The sequence below is a fragment of the Hoeflea prorocentri genome, assembly GCF_027944115.1.
In the GTDB taxonomy this organism is placed as follows: domain Bacteria; phylum Pseudomonadota; class Alphaproteobacteria; order Rhizobiales; family Rhizobiaceae; genus Hoeflea_A; species Hoeflea_A prorocentri.
Window position 1 is genome coordinate 1,704,334 of record NZ_JAPJZI010000001.1, and the last position, 17,406, is coordinate 1,721,739.

Sequence of the window (17,406 nt, forward strand, 5' to 3'; positions counted from 1 at the left end):
TTTCGTTTGTGATCAATGCCACAAAGAAGAAGATTAATATTATTTCCAGTAAGATATACGAAATATTGTAAAATACCTATTTTCTGTAAAAATGAACATTTATTTGCATTCAAAGTTTGAGAAATAAGCTTATAATACTTATCTTGTTAAATATTAACATGTTCATCTTTGAGGGCAGGCCCGTGATCAGTTCGGCAGGACGCTCATGTTGTGGCTCGTCATAGGCACCGGCCGGTATCCGATGGCCGGCAATTTCGGCTCCATTTCACACGGCCTTTGTTTCATATGTTTCTGCAGCAGGATAGGTGATGTTGAATAATCCGGTAACGCTCTAAAACAATTGCGCTTTTTCCAATTGTGCCTCTGAAGGCGCGCTACAATTGAAACATTCTATGGCCCAACGTGAAAACGGACTGAAACGGGGTGCTCCTAAATTGGCATCATCGACAAATGAGCCGGAGGCAGTTCTCCGCAGTCGACCTGATGTTTTAAGGAGCGAAAGATGACGATTGTAATCGACCACGCCATCGCAAAGCCGGCTTCCCGTTCCCATGTGGTCGCGCAAGCCGTTTTGAAATGGATGAACCCGTTTTCGGAAGAGGCGTGCAAGCGCCGCCGCATCCGTCGTGAACACGAAGATTTGATATCAATGTCCAACCATGATCTGCGTGATCTTGGACTGGTTCGCAGCGATGTTGCATTCGGGATTTCCAGCGGACGCGGTGTCTTCCGCGAGAAAGACCGGTAAGTCTTCACAAGACTGCCTGACCTCCCATGGCCGGCGCCCGTTTCGGGCGCCGGCTTTTTTTAAGGCGCGAACCTCCATGAAGAGTGTGAAACTTGTTACGCAGCCATGTGCCGCCGGGTTGCTGCAATCCTGAAACGGTTGGCGACAAAGGCTGCATCCGTCAAAGACGCATTGCCTGCTGGATTGGCGCCGGTGACATGATAGTCGCTGAAGGCAGCGCTCTGATTGACAAAAATGCCTCCCGTCAGATTGCAGGACAGGCTGACACCGGCAGACGCGAATGCGTCGGCAGCCGCATCCAGGGTCTCATCATCGGTTGCGTAAACGGAAGCGGTAATTGCTCCCTTTGTGGAAGCCAGATCGGCGGCCCGTTCGATCGCTTCCTTTGCGTCGGACACGGCAATGACAAAACTGATGGGCCCGAATTGCTCCTCGTGATGCGCCTCGGTTTCACCCTCGCGTACTTTGAGTATGAGCGGGGTTGCGGTGCGGGCGCTTTCCATCCCCTCGATTTGAGCAGAAGGCCTCAAGACCGCGCCAAGCGAGGCGCTCGACTGCACACGATCTGCCGTTACGTCGCCGGCAATCGCCCCACAGACGCCACCGGCGCGGGCAGGGTCGGAGAGCAGCTTGTCGACGGCTTTGCCAATGCCGTCGGCAACCTCATCGAAACTCTTGTGACCTTCATCCGTCTCGATGCCACCGTCCGGAACATAGATGTTTTGCGGCGCGGTGCACATCTGCCCGCTGTAGAGCGAGAGTGAGAAGGCAATGTTGGAGCACATTCCCCGAAAATTATCTGTCGAGGCGACGACGATTGAGTTCACGCCGGCTTCTTCCGTGTAGACTTGGGTGTCCGGTCCGGCATTGTCCCGCACCCAGCGGCCAAAGCTGTTGGATCCGGTGAAGTCGATGATATGAACCTGCGGTGCTTCTACCAGTTCCTTGGTGATCTCGGATCCGGGTTCGTCGGCTGCCAGCAACAGAACATTCGGATCGAAGCCGGCTTCTTTCAGCACATCGCGGCCGATCTGCACGGTTATTGCGAGGGGCAGGATCGCGCCCGGGTGAGGCTTGACGATGACCGTGTTGCCCGTTGCAAGGCTGGCAAAGAGGCCTGGATAAGAATTCCAGGTCGGAAAGGTGGCGCAGCCAATAACCAAAGCGGTGCCGCGCGGCACGACGCGGTAGCGTTTCTCGAGAACCAGCGGGTCATGTTTTCCCTGCGGCTTTGTCCACACGGCGGTTTGCGGTGTGCGTGTCATTTCCGCGTAGGCATAGGTGACAGCTTCAAGGCCGCGATCCTGCGCGTGCGGTCCGCCGGCCTGAAAAGCCATCATAAAGGCCTGGCCGGTTGTCTGCGATACGGCATTTGCCATCTCAAAACTGCGTTTGTTCAGGCGGTCGAGGATTTCAAGACAAACGCCTGTTCTTTCCTCAATCGAGGCTTTCGCCCAGCCTGTTGCCGCGTCTGAGGACGCCTTAAGCAGGCCGGCAGGTGAGGCCTTGGGGTAGGCAATGTCCAGATCAATGCCGTAAGGCGATTGTTCAGCGCCGACGGTGCTTTCGCCGGGATGTCCTTCGAGCTTGAACGGACCTCCCAACACGCTCTTGAACGCAGCGGCACCATCGTCCTTGGCGGTTTCGCCGTAGATCTTGCCACTGGCAACTTCGGGATAGGGTGACCAGTAATCCCGTGTTTTGGAGACCTCCAGTGCCTTTTCAAGCGTTGACTTGTGTGCCTCAAAAAAAGCGCTCATTCTTTCCTCCTGACGGACAAATAGATAATTGACCCAATCATTGACCAACCGGTCGGTTTATGCAAGATGAAAAGAGGAGGCAGATCATGATGCCGGATTTCAGTGGAGGAAGGGTATGAGTGACGGCAAGGTACTCGTAGATCAACGCGACGGCTATGTCGTGATCACACTCAACCGTCCCGACAAGCTGAATGCGTTCACGCCGTCTCAAAGCACGTCCTTGATGGAAGCGCTGGATGAGGCAGATGATGATCCCGACTGCAGGGCGGTGGTTCTGACCGGAGCAGGGCGCGGGTTTTGCGCCGGTCAGGATCTGGGCGAGCGCGAGCCAGGCGGAGAAGCGATCGACCTCGGGAACACGATAGAAACGTTTTACAATCCGTTGATTAGAAGGATCCGCAGTCTGCAACTTCCGGTGATCTGCGCGGTCAATGGCGTTGCCGCAGGCGCAGGGGCCAATGTGGCGCTTGCGTGCGACATCGTTTTAGCAGCACGGTCCGCACGTTTCATTCAGGCCTTTGCGAAAATCGGACTTGTACCTGACAGCGGTGGCACCTGGACCGTGACGCATCTGATCGGCGAGGCGAGGGCGAAGGCGATCATGCTGACCGGTGCACCCGTCGATGCTGAGACCGCCGAGCAATGGGGCATGATCTGGAAAGCGGTAGACGATGACGGACTGATGAGTGAGGCGCACGAGATGGCGTCAAAATTCGCCAAAGCGGCGACTGTCGGTCTGGGGCTCACCAAGACGCTCATTCAAGCAGCCGGTGCGAATGATCTCGACAAGCAGCTGGATATGGAGCGCGACGCCCAACGCGATGCCGGCTACACGCCGGACTATGCTGAGGGCGTGTCGGCATTCCTTGAAAAACGGCCACCGGCATTCACCGGGCGGAGGTAGTGTCGTGACGGAACGCAGCCTTGATCCCCAATCGATGGGTGCTGATGAACTGGCGCGCGCCTGTGCCGAGGCCATGTGGGAAAATGACAAGGCCTCCAAGCATATGGGCATGCAAATCGAGGACATATCGGCGGGCTCGGCGACGCTTTCCATGACGGTGCTCGATCATATGACGAACGGCCATGATATCTGTCATGGCGGCTTCATCTTCACGCTTGCGGACAGCGCCTTTGCCTTCGCCTGCAACGGTTACAATCAGAATGCCGTCGCACAGCAATGCGCGATAACGTTTCTAGCGCCTGTCAAATCGGGCGAGAAGCTGACCGCAACGGCATCCGAGGTTCAAAGGGCCGGCCGTGGCGGAATTTACGATATTCGTGTGACGCGCAATGACGGCGAGGTGATCGCCGAGTTTCGTGGTCATTCACGTACGGTCAAGGGAACACATCTGCCGGTCGAAAGCTGAAACCGGTAGTCCCCACACGGGAGGATGGATCTATGCAGGCACAATCAACAAACGAACCAGGCGCCCCGGTGACGATTGCTGGGGACAAACAGGGTGGTCTCGATGCGATCGAAACGGCCTCCAGGGATGAGATCGCGGCTCTTCAACTCACGCGCCTGAAGGAAACCCTGAACCGCGCCTATGACAATTCAACCTTTTACAAGGCGCATTTCGACGACAGTGGCGTGCATCCGGATGACCTTGGCAGTCTGGAGGATCTCGCCCGTTTCCCGTTTACGGTCAAGCAGGATCTGAGGGACAATTACCCGTTCTCCATGTTCTCGGTTCCTCGTGAACAGCTTGCCCGCGTTCACGCCTCGTCCGGTACGACCGGCAAGCCTACGGTTGTGGGGTACACGGCACGCGATGTTGAGACCTGGTCTCATCTGGTTGCCCGTTCGATCTATGCAAGCGGAGGCCGGCCGGGTGACATGGTTCATGTTGCCTATGGATACGGACTTTTCACCGGTGGTCTTGGCGCGCATTACGGCGCTGAAAAACTCGGCTGCACGGTGGTGCCCGTCTCCGGCGGCATGACCGAGCGGCAAGTGACGCTCATTCATGATTTCAAGCCGCAAATCATCATGATCACGCCGTCCTACATGCTGTCGGTGCTGGACGAATTCCGCCGTGCGGGCATCGATCCGAGGGAGGCATCTCTCAAGGTCGGGATATTCGGCGCCGAACCCTGGACAAACTCCATGCGTAGCGAAATCGAGGACGCTTTCGATATGGACGCGGTGGATATCTACGGTTTGTCGGAAGTCATGGGGCCGGGCGTTGCCAATGAATGCGTGGAAACAAAAGACGGGCTTCACATCTGGGAAGATCATTTCTATCCCGAGATCATCGATCCGGATACGGGTGAGGTGCTGCCGGACGGCGAGAAGGGCGAGTTGGTGTTCACGTCGCTGACCAAAGAAGCCTTTCCGATCATCCGCTACCGCACGCGTGATCTGACCCGGTTGCTGCCGGGCACAGCCCGGACGATGCGGCGTATGGAAAAGGTCACCGGCCGTTCCGACGACATGATGATTGTGCGCGGGGTCAATATCTTTCCGACGCAGATCGAAGAGCAACTCCTCAAATGCACCGGCCTGACACCGCACTACCAGATCGAACTTACCCGCGAAGGCCGCATGGACACCATGACCATCAATGTCGAGGCGACTGAGGGCGCAGCCGGCGATGATGCACGGCAGGCAAGCGGCAAGGAGCTTTCCGGACATATCAAAAGTACCCTTGGCGTCACAGCCCGCGTAACGGTCCGGCCGCCAGGTGGCGTTGAGCGGTCCGCCGGTAAAGCGCGTCGTGTTGTCGACCTGCGCAAAACCGACTAAACCTGCTTTGACGGGGGAAAGCCATTGGCCAGAACAAAAGCCCTGGATTACGATGAGAAACGCGGCGCGATCCTGCAATCGGCGGCCAAGCTGTTTGCCGATGTCGGCTATGACCGCTCCTCAATGTCGCAGCTTGCCGAGGCTTGTGGTGTCTCCAAGGCACTGCTTTACCATTACTATTCCGGCAAGGACGCGCTTTTATACGATGTCATCGGCTCGCACCTGAAGGAACTTTGCCTGACAGTGGAAGCTGCCGACAGGCCGGATGCCGAGCCGGAAGAACGCATCTATCTTCTGATTACCGCATTGCTCAACGCCTATCGTGAAGCCGATCATGAGCACAAGGTTCAGATCAACGAGATGAAGCACCTGCCGCATGATCAGCAGGAGGCGCTAAAAGATCTCGAACGCCGTCTTGTTACCTTTTTTGCGCAGGCAGTGCGCGGCATCAATCCGGATCTTGAAGCAAGGCTCGTTAAACCCGTAACGATGTCTCTCTTCGGCATGTTGAACTGGCACTATATGTGGTTCCGCCCTCAAGGCGGTGTTGGCCGCGAGGAATATGCTGAAATGGCAAGCCGTCTCATTGTCAGCGGTACACGCGGCCTGACCTGAGCTGAATACCGCGGACAGCTGCGAGGCTGCAGGCTGAGTTGCCCTGTCAGCCGCGACGGTTCATATAAGCATCATGTCTGATTCCGCCGCCGGAGAAATTGAAGCGCTTGTTGACGGCTTCCATGCACAGGAGCGCATTCGTGTCTGGTCTCTGGTTATCACTGTCTTTGGAGATGCCGTCATTCCCCGGGGTGGCGAGCTTTGGCTCGGATCCCTGCAGGACCTGATGGGTCGGCTTCGGATTGAACCGACGGCCTTACGCACCGCGATGTCGCGGCTGACTGCTGACGGATGGCTGACGCGAAGCAAAATCGGGCGAAAGAGTTTCTACCGGCTTGCTCCTGCCGGAGAAGAAGAGTTTGCTCAGGCGGCTCTCAGGATCTACGGTCCTTCTGCTGGGCTCTGGTCTGGCCAGTGGCTGGTGCTGGTGTTGTCCAGCGAAGCAGGTGAGGGAAGGGATGCGCGGCGCAGGCAATTGCGGGCCGGCGGTTTCGGTGCCTTGACGCCGAATGTCTTTATCCGTCCCGACGTTGATAACGGCGCTCCGGCACCTGTGATCCAAAACGGAGAGTTTCTTTTCAAGTCCTCGCTGGACCGCGAGACGGACGCACGTTCCATGGTTGCGCAGGCATGGCGGCTTGACGAGATTGAACAATCCTATGTGGATTTTATCAACCGGTTTGCACGGCTGAAACGCGCTCTTGATTCCAACGGTCAGCTCGATCCGCTCTCGGCGATGGCGGCGCGAAGTCTTTTGATCCATCATTTCCGGCGTCTGGCACTGCGTGATCCTGCGTTTCCATCGCAATTGTCGCCGCAGAACTGGCCAGGCGACAAGGCAAGGGCATTGGCTGCCTCCATTTACGGGCACCTTGCGGACCCCAGCGAGGCGTGGCTCGACACCTGTGTGAATGCCCGGGATCAAGCCATTGCACAGCCGCAGATCGATATCGCCCGGCGTTTCGCCGTGTGATCCGGCATGCACAAAATATGTTACGAAGATATCGTTGACGATGCAAATTTCGTAACGTATAATCCTTCTAAATTCAAAGAAGGATCAGGGATATGTACTCACAGGGGCTTATTGGCGCCGACGGCAAGACTGATGAGGACGAGGCGTTTCTGGCCGCATTTCAAGAGCGTATCGACGCCGAGCAGAAGATCGAACCGAACGATCCGATGCCTGAAGGATACCGCAAGACACTAATCCGCCAGATATCTCAGCACGCCCATTCCGAAATTATTGGTATGCAGCCGGAGGGCAACTGGATTACCCGCGCGCCATCTCTGCGCAGGAAGGCCGCGCTGCTGGCAAAGATCCAGGACGAGGGCGGTCACGGCCTTTATCTTTATTCGGCTGCCGAAACACTTGGCGTAAGCCGGGAAGAGATGACCGAACAGCTTCTTTCCGGTGCCGCCAAATATTCGTCGATCTTCAACTATCCGGCACTGACCTGGGCCGATATCGGCGCGATCGGATGGCTGGTTGACGGTGCTGCGATCATGAACCAGATCGCGCTTTGCCGTTGTTCATACGGCCCTTATGCGCGGGCGATGATCCGCATCTGCAAGGAAGAGAGTTTCCACCAGCGTCAGGGATATGAAATCCTTATCACCCTGTGCAACGGCTCCGATGAGCAAAAGGAAATGGCGCAGGATGCGCTCAACCGTTTCTGGTGGCCTTCGCTGATGATGTTCGGACCGTCTGAAGGCGAGTCGGTCCATTCGCAGCAATCCATGCTCTGGAAGATCAAGCGCTTCTCGAATGATGATCTGCGCGACAAATTTATCAATGCGACCGTTCCACAGGCGGAGTTTCTCGGTCTGAAGGTTCCGGATCCGGAACTGAAGTGGGACGAGAAAAAACAGGGCTACGACCACGGCGATATCGACTGGGACGAGTTTTGGCGCGTGGTCAAAGGTGACGGCCCCTGCAACCGTGAACGCATGCGCACCCGCCGCAAGGTGGAAAGGGAAGGCGCATGGGTCCGGGAGGCGGCGCTGGCCTATGCAGAAAAGCGCGCGGCGCGTGAAGCTGCCGCCCGGGTTGCTGCCGAATAGCACCTGTCTGCTTTCAATATCCATATTTTGTGAGAAGGGTTTTTCATGACCGAAGCTGCAACCCCTTTGTGGGAAGTCTTTATCAGAGCCCGTAACGGCCTGAGCCACAAACACGCCGGATCGATCCATGCGGCCGATGCCGAACTGGCCTTACAGGCTGCCCGTGACGTCTATACGCGGCGGGGCGAGGGCCAGAGCGTATGGGTCGTGCGGTCCAGCGACATTGTCGCTTCAGACCCGGTTGACAAGGACATGATGTTCGAGCCGGCAGAATCGAAAATCTACCGTCATCCGACGTTTTACGAAATTCCCGAAGATGTCGGAAATATGTGAGGCTGCCATGGCGGAAGATCAAACACTGTTTACCTATCTGTTGCGCCTGGCGGATGATCACCTGATCCTCAGCCAGCGGCTCGGCGAGCTCTGCGGTTATGGTCCGACCCTGGAAGAGGACCTGGCGCTGACCAACATATCGCTCGACCTGATGGGACAGGCAAGGGCGCTTTATGCCTATGCCGGCGAGGTCGAGGGGAAAGGTCGTAACGAAGATCAGCTCGCGTTTCTGCGCTATGAGCGCGACTATCTGAACGCCCTGATCACCGAGCTGCCCAATGGTGATTTTGCTCAGACAATCGTTCGGCAGTTCTTTGTTGCCGCCTTCATGGTGCCGTTCTGGCGGGAAATGGAGCGCTCTTCGGATGAAACACTGCGCGCCATTGCCGCCAAGGCCAGCAAGGAGGTGGCTTACCACCTTCGCCACACATCCGAATGGGTGATACGGCTCGGCGACGGCACCGATGAAAGCCATGCCCGGATGGAAGAGGCGCTTGATGCCTTGGTCATGTATACGGGCGAGCTGTTCGAGACCGACGAAGTGACCGAGGCTGCGCTCCGCGCCGGTTATGCCGTCGACCCGAAATCACTTGCCCATGAATGGCAGCAGACGGTCGACAGTGTCTTGAGAGAAGCCACACTGACGCTTCCCGAGTCCGGTCACATGCAGACAGGCGGGCGAAACGGTCTTCATACGGAGCATCTCGGCCATGTTCTCAGCGAGTTGCAATACATGCAGCGCACCTATCCTGGACTGAACTGGTAGCTGCGATGGGCGATGTTGCTGATATAAAACAGCAATCGGGCGAGGGCATCCGCAAGGCTGCCTGGCAGGCGGCGGCTGCCGTGCCGGATCCGGAAATACCTGTCGTCACGGTCGAAGACCTTGGAATCCTGCGGTTGGTTGACCTTGATGCCGAAGGCAGGGTTGTCGCGCATGTCACCCCAACCTACTCAGGTTGCCCGGCGACGCAGCTTATCCAGGAGATGGTGCTTGAAGCACTTCAGACTGCGGGTTTTGAGGACGCACGCGTCGAGACGGTTCTCAGTCCGGCCTGGACGACCGACTGGATCAGCGAAGCAGGGCGGCAGAAGCTCAAGGAATACGGGATCGCACCGCCGGAAAAGACGTCGAATTCAAAGCGTGCCCTTTTCGGCGAAACATTGGTTCAATGCCCCCATTGCGGCGCCGCGGAAACCGAGCGCGTCAGCGAGTTTGGATCGACACCCTGCAAGGCGCTTTATCGCTGCCTGACCTGCAGGGAACCTTTTGACTATTTCAAGTGCCTTTGAGGAACGAGAATGCCCCAATTCCATTCGCTTAAGATTGCCGATGTCAGACAGGAAACGGACGATGCGGTCTCTATCGCTTTCAACGTTCCGGATGAGAACAGGGCGGCTTTCGACTTTGTTCCGGGACAATACCTGACCCTGCGTGCGGATGTTGACGGGGAAGCCGTGCAACGCACCTATTCCATTTGCAGCGGCCTTGACGAGGATGAACTGCGCGTTGCGATCAAGCGTGTCGATGGCGGTGTCTTCTCGAACTTCGCCAATGATAATCTTCAGCCAGGCATGGAACTTGATGTCATGGCGCCGCAGGGCCGCTTTACCGCCAAGCCTGGCGAGGAGACCGGCAATCACTATGTCGCCTTCACCGCCGGGTCCGGTATCACGCCGGTCTTTTCCATCGTCAAGACCATCCTCATGCGGGAGCCGGACAGCACCTTTACGATGTTCTACGGCAATCGGGACCGCGCGTCGGTGATTTTCCGGGAGCAGTTGGAAGATTTGAAGGACCGTTTTCTTGAGCGGTTCACACTTATTCATGTGCTCAGCCGCGAAGGTCAGGATGTCGACCTGTTGCACGGACGGCTGGATGCCGAGCGTATCGGGCGCTTTACAAAGTCCGGCCTGTTTGATCCCGCCTCCGTCGCCAATGTGTTCCTGTGCGGACCCGGCGATATGATTGAAGCCGGACGCGCCAAGCTTGAAGAGTTGGGCGTGCCTGCCGAGCGCATCCGCTTTGAACTGTTTACGCCGGCAGAAGGCAGCGCACCGCGCGCCGAACGCTCGCAGCAGGCAAAGGATGTCGCCGAACAGGGCGTTGCGGTCGAGGCCGTTCTGGACGGGGCGTCGCGTTCGTTCGTCATGGCGGCACAGGACGATAATGTCGTCGACGCGGCCCATCGCAACGGGGTCGAGCTGCCTTTCTCGTGCAAGGGTGGTATGTGTTGCACTTGCCGCTGCAAGGTGCGGGACGGCGAGGTGGAGATGGCCGTCAACTACTCCCTTGAGCCATGGGAGCTTGAGGCGGGGTTTGTCCTTGCCTGCCAATCACGGCCGTTGACCGAAAAGGTCGTCCTGGACTTTGACGAAGTCTGACAACGACGATAGTGCCACCATCGGGGCCTGAATCCAGAAGTATCGTGTGAACGGTTTTGTTTGTGTCCGCTTCGCGCTAAAGGCTGGCGGATGAAAACACCAACAAGCACACGATTCGGGTTGGTGCTGTTGCTCTGGGCCGCCGGGCTTGGAGCTGCGGCACAGTTTGCCAAGGTCAGCGTGATCTTTCCCGATCTGCGGGAGCTTTATCCCGATGCCGGCACTGAAATCGGTTTTCTGGTTTCGGTCATCAGTTTCATGGGGATCATCTTCGGCACATCGGCCGGGATGATCGTTGCGCGTGTCGGATTTCGGCGCTTGATCCTGTGGGCCTTGTTGCTCGGCGCCGTCGTTTCCGCCTATCAGGCAACGCTGCCAACTGTTGTTCCAATGTTTGCAAGCCGGGTGATTGAGGGACTGTCGCACCTGGTGATCGTGGTCGCCGCGCCGACGCTCATTGCCCAGATCAGTTCGGACCGTCACCGTCCGATGACACTGACGCTGTGGGGCACATTCTTCGGTGTGGCGTTTTCACTGGTTGCCTGGTTTGGACTGCCGCTGGTCGAAGCGTACGGGTTGCATTCGATTTTCGTTGCCCATGCGGCTTTTATGTTCGTTGTCGCTGTGGTCCTGTATTTTCTGCTGCCGTCAATACTGGAAGGTGACGCAGACCGGACCCTTCCGGGTTTCATGGATGTTATTCGCCGTCATGCAGTGATTTATCGCTCGCCGCACATGTCGGCGGCGGCACTTGGCTGGCTGTTCTACACATTTTCATTCGTGTCGCTCCTGACACTGTTGCCCGAGACTGTGCCGCCGGAAAGCCGCGCCTTTGTCGCCGGTGCCATGCCGCTCGCCAGCATTATCAGTTCAATGACACTCGGTATTGCGCTCCTTCGCGTCACGAGTGCCGTTGCGGTCATCCAGACCGGTTTCCTGGCTGCAATCGCAATTGGATCGGCACTTTGGCTGTCGCCCGGAAGCCCGTGGCTTTGTGTCCTGTTGTTTGCCGCACTCGGTTTGGTTCAGGGGGCAAGTTTTGCCGCTGTACCGCAACTCAATGACACGCCCGACACGCAGGCCATGGCCAATGGCGCGATCGCGCAGATGGGTAATCTGGGCAATACATGCGGGACACCATTTGCCCTGGCGGTTCTGGTCTCTTTTGGATATGGCAGCATGATGATGCTGATCATCCTATGCTATCTGCTTGGAATAGCGGCGCATTTCGTCATGCAAAGACGCAGGCTGGCGCACTAGGCCGGCGCGCGCAGCAGAACGATCCGGCAGGCATCACCGCTGCTTGCGGCCTTTGCGTGAGGCGGCCGGATGATGAGGCAATCGGATTCTGCAAAAATCCGTGTCATGGATGAATCCTGCCGCTCGAATGGGGTTGCAACAAGCGTGCCGTCGGCGTTGCGCGCGAGCTTCGCTCTGAGATAATCCTGCCTTTGATCATTCGCGGCAACATCGCTTCCCAGAACTGCATTGCTGTGCGGATCATGTTCAGCGACGCCGGACAGACGCGCAATCAGAGGGCGCAGGAAGAGATGACTGCAAACAAGGCTCGAGACCGGATTGCCAGGCAAACCGAGGACGTGCAAAGCGCCAAGCTCACCATACATCAGCGGTTTTCCCGGCCGCATGGCAATGCGCCAGAAATCGAGTTTCATTCCCCGCGCCACGAGTGCTTTCTGGACGAGATCATGTTTTCCAACCGAAGCACCGCCCAAGGTAATCAGAATATCGGCCTTGATTTCAAGTGCTCGATCAATCGCCGCTTCAATAATGTCCTGCCGATCGGCGGCAATACCGAGATCGGTCACCGCAGCTCCATCGGCTTCGGCAATGGCCCGCACACCAAAACCGTTGGAGGCAATAATCTGGTCCATCCCGGGCGTGCTGCCCGGAGGAACAAGTTCGTCTCCCGTCGCCAGGATTGCAACGCGTGGCTGGCGTTTGACGACAAGCTCAGGACAGTTCATCGCCGCTGCGACCGTTATCCGTCCTGCGTCGAGTATCTGACCGGCATGCAAGACCGTGTCGCCGGTTGCGAAATCCAGACCTTCCGGACGCACATAGGTGCCCTGTGACACCGTCTGGTCGATCCGAACTGTCCGGTCATCCAGTCGCTCGGTATTTTCCTGGATAACAATTGTATCGGCGCCGGACGGCACAGGCGCACCGGTAAATATGCGTACAGCTTCGCCCTTTTCCACCGTTCCCGAAAATCCATGCCCGGCTGGCGCTTCTCCGATCACGGTTAACTTGGTCGGGACTGTCGTGACATCTGCCGCGCGTACGGCGTAGCCGTCCATGGCGGAGGCAGGGAAGGGAGGCTGCGACCGGCCCGCCTTCAGGTCGGCGGCGAGCTGACGGCCAATAGCCTGTGCAAGCGTTACGGTTTCCGTGGAGGTAATCGGTTCGATACCGTCAAGGATGCGGGAGCGTGCCTCTTCAACCGGGACAAGTGACATCAGCTATCCTCTGGCTGGCGCTGCCACTCTCCGGATTTGCCGCCGGATTTTGACAGTAACCTGATGCCGGAGATTTCCATCGCCTTGTCGGCAGCTTTTGCCATATCGTAGATCGTCAAACAGGCGACCGAAACGGCGGTGAGGGCTTCCATTTCGACACCCGTTTTGCCCGTGAGGCGCACCATCGCCTCAATCCGCAGTCCGGGCAGATCGGGAGCCTCGTCGATCTCAACGGCAACCTTGTTCAACATGAGCGGGTGGCAAAGTGGAATGAGGTCCGATGTTTTCTTTGCAGCCATAATGCCGGCGAGCCGCGCGACACCGATGACATCGCCTTTCTTGGCATCGCCGTCACGGATCAGCGCCAGGGTTTCCGGCGCCATACGGATATAGCCTTCGGCAACGGCCTGGCGGCCTGTGTCTTCCTTGCCGCCGACATCGACCATATTGGCGGCGCCGTCTTCTGCGATATGGGTTAGCTTGTCATCCTTGGGCATCATGTCTCTCAATCGGCGCCGGTCAGCAGTTTTTGCGTTGCGCTTTCAACATCCGCCTGACGCATCAAGCTTTCACCGACCAGGAAGGATGTGATGCCTGATCTGGAAAGGCGCAGGCAGTCCTCATGCGTGAATATACCGCTCTCGCCGACAAGAAGGCGGTCATCCGGCACCGTTTTTGCAAGGCGCTCGCTTGTCTCCAGGCTGACTTCAAAGGTCCGCAAATTGCGATTGTTCACGCCGATAAGGCGTGAGCGAAGGTGTAACGCACGCTCCATTTCTTCTTCGCTGTGCACTTCAATAAGTGCGTCCATGCCGAGCTCAAAAGCTGTGTCTTCAAGGGCCCTGGCGTCATCATCGCTCAGCGAGGCCATGATGATCAGGATTGCATCGGCTCCCCAGGATCGCGCTTCATAGACCTGGTAAGGCTCGAACATGAAATCCTTGCGCAGCGCGGGAAGGCCTGTGGCGCCGCGAGCGGCTGTCAGAAATTCCGGTGCACCCTGAAAAGACGGTGCGTCGGTCAAAACCGAAAGGCACGCCGCACCGCCGGCCTCATAGGCCCTGGCAAGCTCAGGCGGGTCAAAGTCGGCCCGTATCAACCCCTTTGAAGGGCTGGCCTTCTTGATTTCTGCGATAAGCCCGAACGCACCGCTCCTGGCCCTGCGCTCCAGTGCCGCCAAAAATCCACGCGGAGGTTCCACCCGGTCGATCGTATCCCGCAATTGCGACAATGGCACAGCCGTCTTCGCCGCCGTAATTTCGAGCCGCTTGTAATGCTCGATCTTTTTCAGAATATCGGTCATGGTCCGGCTATTCTTCTTCTTTTTCCTTGGCATGTGCCCTTGATGTTTCGACCAATCTGTCGAGGGCTGCCTTTGCCGCGCCGCTGTCAATTGTGTCGGCTGCAATCGCAAGACCCTCGGACATGTCTTCGGCTTTTCCACCAATGACCAGAGATGCCGCGGTGTTGAGCATGACGATGTCCCGATAGGGACCTTTTTTGCCCTCAAGCACCTCAATGAGTGCGCGGGCGTTGTGCTGTGCGTCTCCGCCTTTCAACTTGTCCATCGTCACACGTTCGAGGCCGAGCTCTTCGGGAGTGATTTCGAATTCACGGATCTGGCCGTTTTCGAGTGCAACGATCTGAGTGACACCGGTTGTCGTCATCTCATCAAGGCCGTCGCCATGCACCACCCAGATGGTTTCGGACCCCAGATCACGCATCACCTCGGCAAGGGGCCGCAGCCAGCGCGGATCGAAGACGCCGAGCAGTTGTTTCTTTACGCCGGCCGGGTTGGACAGCGGCCCAAGCAGGTTGAAAATCGTCCGTGTTCCAAGTTCGACCCTTGCCGGGCCGACATGGCGCATCGCCGAATGGTGAGCGGGCGCGAACATGAAACCGATACCGGCATCGTTGATGCAGGCTTCAATTCCACCCGGTTTGAGGTCGAGTTCAACACCCAGTGCCACAAGGGAATCGGCGGCGCCGGATTTCGAGGTCAGCGCCCGGTTGCCGTGTTTGGCGACCGTCAGGCCGGCACCGGCGGCAACAAGGGCGGTGCATGTTGACACATTATAAGAGCCGGAGGCATCTCCCCCCGTTCCGACGATGTCGATGGCATGGTCCGGCGCATCCACACACAACATCTTGTCGCGCATGATCGAAACGGCGCCGGTGATCTCGGCGACGCTTTCGCCGCGCATGCGCAGCGCCATCAAAAAGCCGCCGATTTGCGCAGCTGTCGCTTCCCCCGACATCATGATGCCGAAGGCTTCTTCGGCCTCCTGCCGGGTGAGATGGCGGCCGCTGGCCGCAATTGCAATGTAGTCCTTGAGTTCGCTCATATACCTGTCTCCGCGCCGGCCTACCTAGTGGCCGGGCGACAAAGCCAACTCAGCGGCGGCCGGATTGTAGGAGACGCCGAATTCCGACTGCATCTGAGCGATGGCCTGGGTGAGCATGTCGTCGCCCATGCGCGCGGAAACCGCCTCGGTGAGCTGATCGGCAAGCTGCGCGGAACCAGCGGTCGGTTTTGTGACGGATGAGACCTTCAACAGGATTTTGGATGCTCCGCCGGCGTCGTCCGCCACAGCCACCAACCCATCCGGCCCGCCAAAGGCGGCGGCGACGGCTACCGGTCCGAGCACAGCGTCTTCGTCACTGCGTTTGAATTCGTATTTCGTGTTCGTTACCAGTCCGCGATCGGCTGCGACCGCCGTAATCTCTTCACCATCCTCAACGCGTTTTTGCAGTTGCGTTGCCAGTTCTCCCAGCGCCAGCCCGGTTTGCTCGCGCTTCCAGTCCTCGATCACGCGATCACGCACCTCATCAAGCGAACGGTCGCGTGCCGGCATCACATCCTGGACTTCGAACCAGAGGTATCCATCCGTTCCAAGGTTCAACGGTGCGACTTCAACACCGATTTCCGTGTCGAAAGCCTGCGCCAACAGGTCGCGCGATTCGGGCAGGTCGCGAAGAACCGTACCGTCGGGTGTGCGCGCCGAGCGGTCGACCGCATCGACGACGACCGGCGTCAGCCTTTGTTTCCTGGCGGCTTCCTGCATCGTGTCGCCACCGGCGCGCAAGTCCTCGTAGGCGTTATGGACATCAAACAGGATGGCTTCGGCTTCTCCAAGCGCCAGGTCGTTGCGAATATCTTCCTTGACGTCATCAAAGCTGCGTGTTGCTTCCGGTGTGATCTTAGTCACCCTGATGATGACCGGGCCGAAAGCGCCTTCCACAACACCGCTGGTGCCGCCTTCTTCGCTGATGGAAAAGGCGGCTTCGGCGATTGACTGGTCCGGAACCGTGTCACGTTCAAACGTGCCGAGCGTAATGTCGCCTGACGTGGTGCCCTGTTCCTGGACGATTTCCTCGAATGATCCGCCAGCAGCAATGGCGTCTGCTGCAGCTTTTGCGGCATCGCCATCCGGAAAGGACAGTTGCTGGATGGTGCGCGTCTCTGGCGTGCGGAAGCGATCGATATATGTCTGGTAGTCGGACCGCACGGTGTCATCGCTGATCGTTGTAGGATCGGCAATATCGGTTGCCCGAAGGGTCACATAGGCAATTTTGCGATATTCCGGCGCGCGGTAAGCCGCCTTGTTTTCCTCAAAGTAGTTTTGGATCTGCTCCTGTGTCGGCTCCGCGATGGCGTCAACCGCATCCGAGTTCAGGAGAATGTAGTCGATGGTCCGGGTCTCGTTGTCGTACTGGCTGATCGCTCGCAGCAGCGTTGACGGAGCCTCGTACCCATCTGAAATCGCCTCGACAATCTGCGAGCGAATGGCAGCGTTCTCCTGGCTAACGATATAGTCTTCTTCCGTCATGCCGACATTGCGCAGCAGCGCAGCGAAGGTTGTCCGGTCGAACCGGCCGTCAATGCCCTGAAACGCCGGATCTTCGGCAATGAGGTTGGCCAGGCGGTCCTTGGAAAGGCCGAGATTCATGCGGCGCGACTGTTCGTCGAGCGCCGCGTTCATGGCAACCTGAACCAGAATCTGGTTTTCAAGACCCATTGAGCGGGCCTGCTCGGTTGTCAGGCGTGTACCGAATTGGCGCGACAGCGCGGCAAGCTGGCGGTCATAGGCCAGGCGGAAATCGAGCGGTGTGACGCGCGTCTCGCCAACGGTCACAACCGACCCTCCCGTGCCCTGGAAAACCGTTCCACTGATACCCCAGACACCGAAGGACAAAACGAGTATCATCAGAAAAGCTTTGACCACCCAGGATTTGGCGCTGTTGCGAAGTGAGTCGAGCATGAAAACTCCGTGTTTT

Annotated in this window: 18 protein-coding genes; 12 read left to right on the plus strand and 6 right to left on the minus strand. The window is 57.7% G+C overall.

Annotation, left to right across the window (positions count from 1 at the left end; translation table 11 throughout):
- The first annotated feature begins 502 nt into the window (after positions 1-502).
- Positions 503-748: a DUF1127 domain-containing protein gene (locus OQ273_RS07930; protein ID WP_267989911.1), complete on the plus strand. Its 246-nt coding sequence runs from the start codon at positions 503-505 to the stop codon at positions 746-748.
- Positions 749-843: 95 nt separating this feature from the next.
- Here the strand turns inward: OQ273_RS07930 and paaN are convergent, their stop codons facing one another.
- Positions 844-2,508, minus strand: coding sequence for a phenylacetic acid degradation protein PaaN (paaN, locus tag OQ273_RS07935; RefSeq protein WP_267989912.1), 1,665 nt, complete (start codon positions 2,506-2,508; stop codon positions 844-846).
- A 115-nt stretch (positions 2,509-2,623) separates the two neighbouring features.
- Between paaN and paaG the strand changes: the two genes are divergently transcribed.
- The 11 genes from paaG to OQ273_RS07990 all read left to right on the plus strand — a co-directional run bounded on the left by paaG (position 2,624) and on the right by OQ273_RS07990 (position 11,911).
- On the plus strand, positions 2,624-3,412 hold the full coding sequence (gene paaG / locus OQ273_RS07940) for a 2-(1,2-epoxy-1,2-dihydrophenyl)acetyl-CoA isomerase PaaG (RefSeq protein ID WP_267989913.1): 789 nt from the start codon (positions 2,624-2,626) through the stop codon (positions 3,410-3,412).
- Between the two features lie 34 nt (positions 3,413-3,446).
- Complete coding sequence (paaI, locus tag OQ273_RS07945; RefSeq protein WP_267993058.1) at positions 3,447-3,878, plus strand: hydroxyphenylacetyl-CoA thioesterase PaaI; 432 nt, start codon at positions 3,447-3,449, stop codon at positions 3,876-3,878.
- A 32-nt stretch (positions 3,879-3,910) separates the two neighbouring features.
- Positions 3,911-5,257 (plus strand): phenylacetate--CoA ligase PaaK, encoded by a 1,347-nt coding sequence (paaK, locus tag OQ273_RS07950; protein ID WP_267989914.1) that lies wholly within the window; start codon positions 3,911-3,913, stop codon positions 5,255-5,257.
- A 24-nt stretch (positions 5,258-5,281) separates the two neighbouring features.
- Positions 5,282-5,872, plus strand: a complete 591-nt coding sequence (locus OQ273_RS07955) for a TetR/AcrR family transcriptional regulator (protein ID WP_267989915.1) — start codon at positions 5,282-5,284, stop codon at positions 5,870-5,872.
- A 73-nt stretch (positions 5,873-5,945) separates the two neighbouring features.
- A complete protein-coding gene (locus tag OQ273_RS07960; protein ID WP_267989916.1) occupies positions 5,946-6,845 on the plus strand; it encodes a PaaX family transcriptional regulator in 900 nt (299 codons plus the stop codon).
- Between the two features lie 92 nt (positions 6,846-6,937).
- Entirely contained in the window at positions 6,938-7,933 is a 996-nt protein-coding gene (gene paaA, locus OQ273_RS07965; protein ID WP_267989917.1) for a 1,2-phenylacetyl-CoA epoxidase subunit PaaA, read from the plus strand.
- Between the two features lie 45 nt (positions 7,934-7,978).
- On the plus strand, positions 7,979-8,266 hold the full coding sequence (gene paaB / locus OQ273_RS07970) for a 1,2-phenylacetyl-CoA epoxidase subunit PaaB (protein WP_267989918.1): 288 nt from the start codon (positions 7,979-7,981) through the stop codon (positions 8,264-8,266).
- A gap of 7 nt (positions 8,267-8,273) precedes the next feature.
- Positions 8,274-9,032 (plus strand): 1,2-phenylacetyl-CoA epoxidase subunit PaaC, encoded by a 759-nt coding sequence (gene paaC / locus OQ273_RS07975; RefSeq protein ID WP_267989919.1) that lies wholly within the window; start codon positions 8,274-8,276, stop codon positions 9,030-9,032.
- A 5-nt stretch (positions 9,033-9,037) separates the two neighbouring features.
- Positions 9,038-9,559 (plus strand): 1,2-phenylacetyl-CoA epoxidase subunit PaaD, encoded by a 522-nt coding sequence (gene paaD / locus OQ273_RS07980; protein ID WP_267989920.1) that lies wholly within the window; start codon positions 9,038-9,040, stop codon positions 9,557-9,559.
- Between the two features lie 9 nt (positions 9,560-9,568).
- The gene (gene paaE / locus OQ273_RS07985; protein ID WP_267989921.1) at positions 9,569-10,651 is read left to right on the plus strand and encodes a 1,2-phenylacetyl-CoA epoxidase subunit PaaE; all 1,083 of its coding nucleotides are present in this window, start codon (positions 9,569-9,571) and stop codon (positions 10,649-10,651) included.
- A gap of 90 nt (positions 10,652-10,741) precedes the next feature.
- Entirely contained in the window at positions 10,742-11,911 is a 1,170-nt protein-coding gene (locus OQ273_RS07990; RefSeq protein ID WP_267989922.1) for an MFS transporter, read from the plus strand.
- On the opposite strand, the gene OQ273_RS07995 is transcribed toward OQ273_RS07990, so the two are convergent.
- The 5 genes from OQ273_RS07995 to OQ273_RS08015 are packed head-to-tail and all read right to left on the minus strand — an operon-like array spanning position 11,908 to position 17,390.
- Positions 11,908-13,128 carry a molybdopterin molybdotransferase MoeA gene (locus tag OQ273_RS07995; RefSeq protein ID WP_267989923.1) on the minus strand — a complete coding sequence of 407 codons (1,221 nt, stop codon included), beginning with the start codon at positions 13,126-13,128 and terminating at the stop codon, positions 11,908-11,910. The two genes, OQ273_RS07990 and OQ273_RS07995, sit on opposite strands and share 4 nt — an antisense overlap.
- Positions 13,128-13,625 (minus strand): cyclic pyranopterin monophosphate synthase MoaC, encoded by a 498-nt coding sequence (gene moaC, locus OQ273_RS08000; protein WP_267993059.1) that lies wholly within the window; start codon positions 13,623-13,625, stop codon positions 13,128-13,130. Before moaC ends, OQ273_RS07995 begins: the two co-directional genes overlap by 1 nt.
- A gap of 8 nt (positions 13,626-13,633) precedes the next feature.
- Positions 13,634-14,431, minus strand: coding sequence for an indole-3-glycerol phosphate synthase TrpC (gene trpC / locus OQ273_RS08005; RefSeq protein ID WP_267989924.1), 798 nt, complete (start codon positions 14,429-14,431; stop codon positions 13,634-13,636).
- A gap of 7 nt (positions 14,432-14,438) precedes the next feature.
- Positions 14,439-15,473: an anthranilate phosphoribosyltransferase gene (trpD, locus tag OQ273_RS08010; protein WP_267989925.1), complete on the minus strand. Its 1,035-nt coding sequence runs from the start codon at positions 15,471-15,473 to the stop codon at positions 14,439-14,441.
- 24 nt (positions 15,474-15,497) lie between these two features.
- Entirely contained in the window at positions 15,498-17,390 is a 1,893-nt protein-coding gene (locus tag OQ273_RS08015; RefSeq protein WP_267989926.1) for a peptidylprolyl isomerase, read from the minus strand.
- Positions 17,391-17,406: the final 16 nt, after the last annotated feature.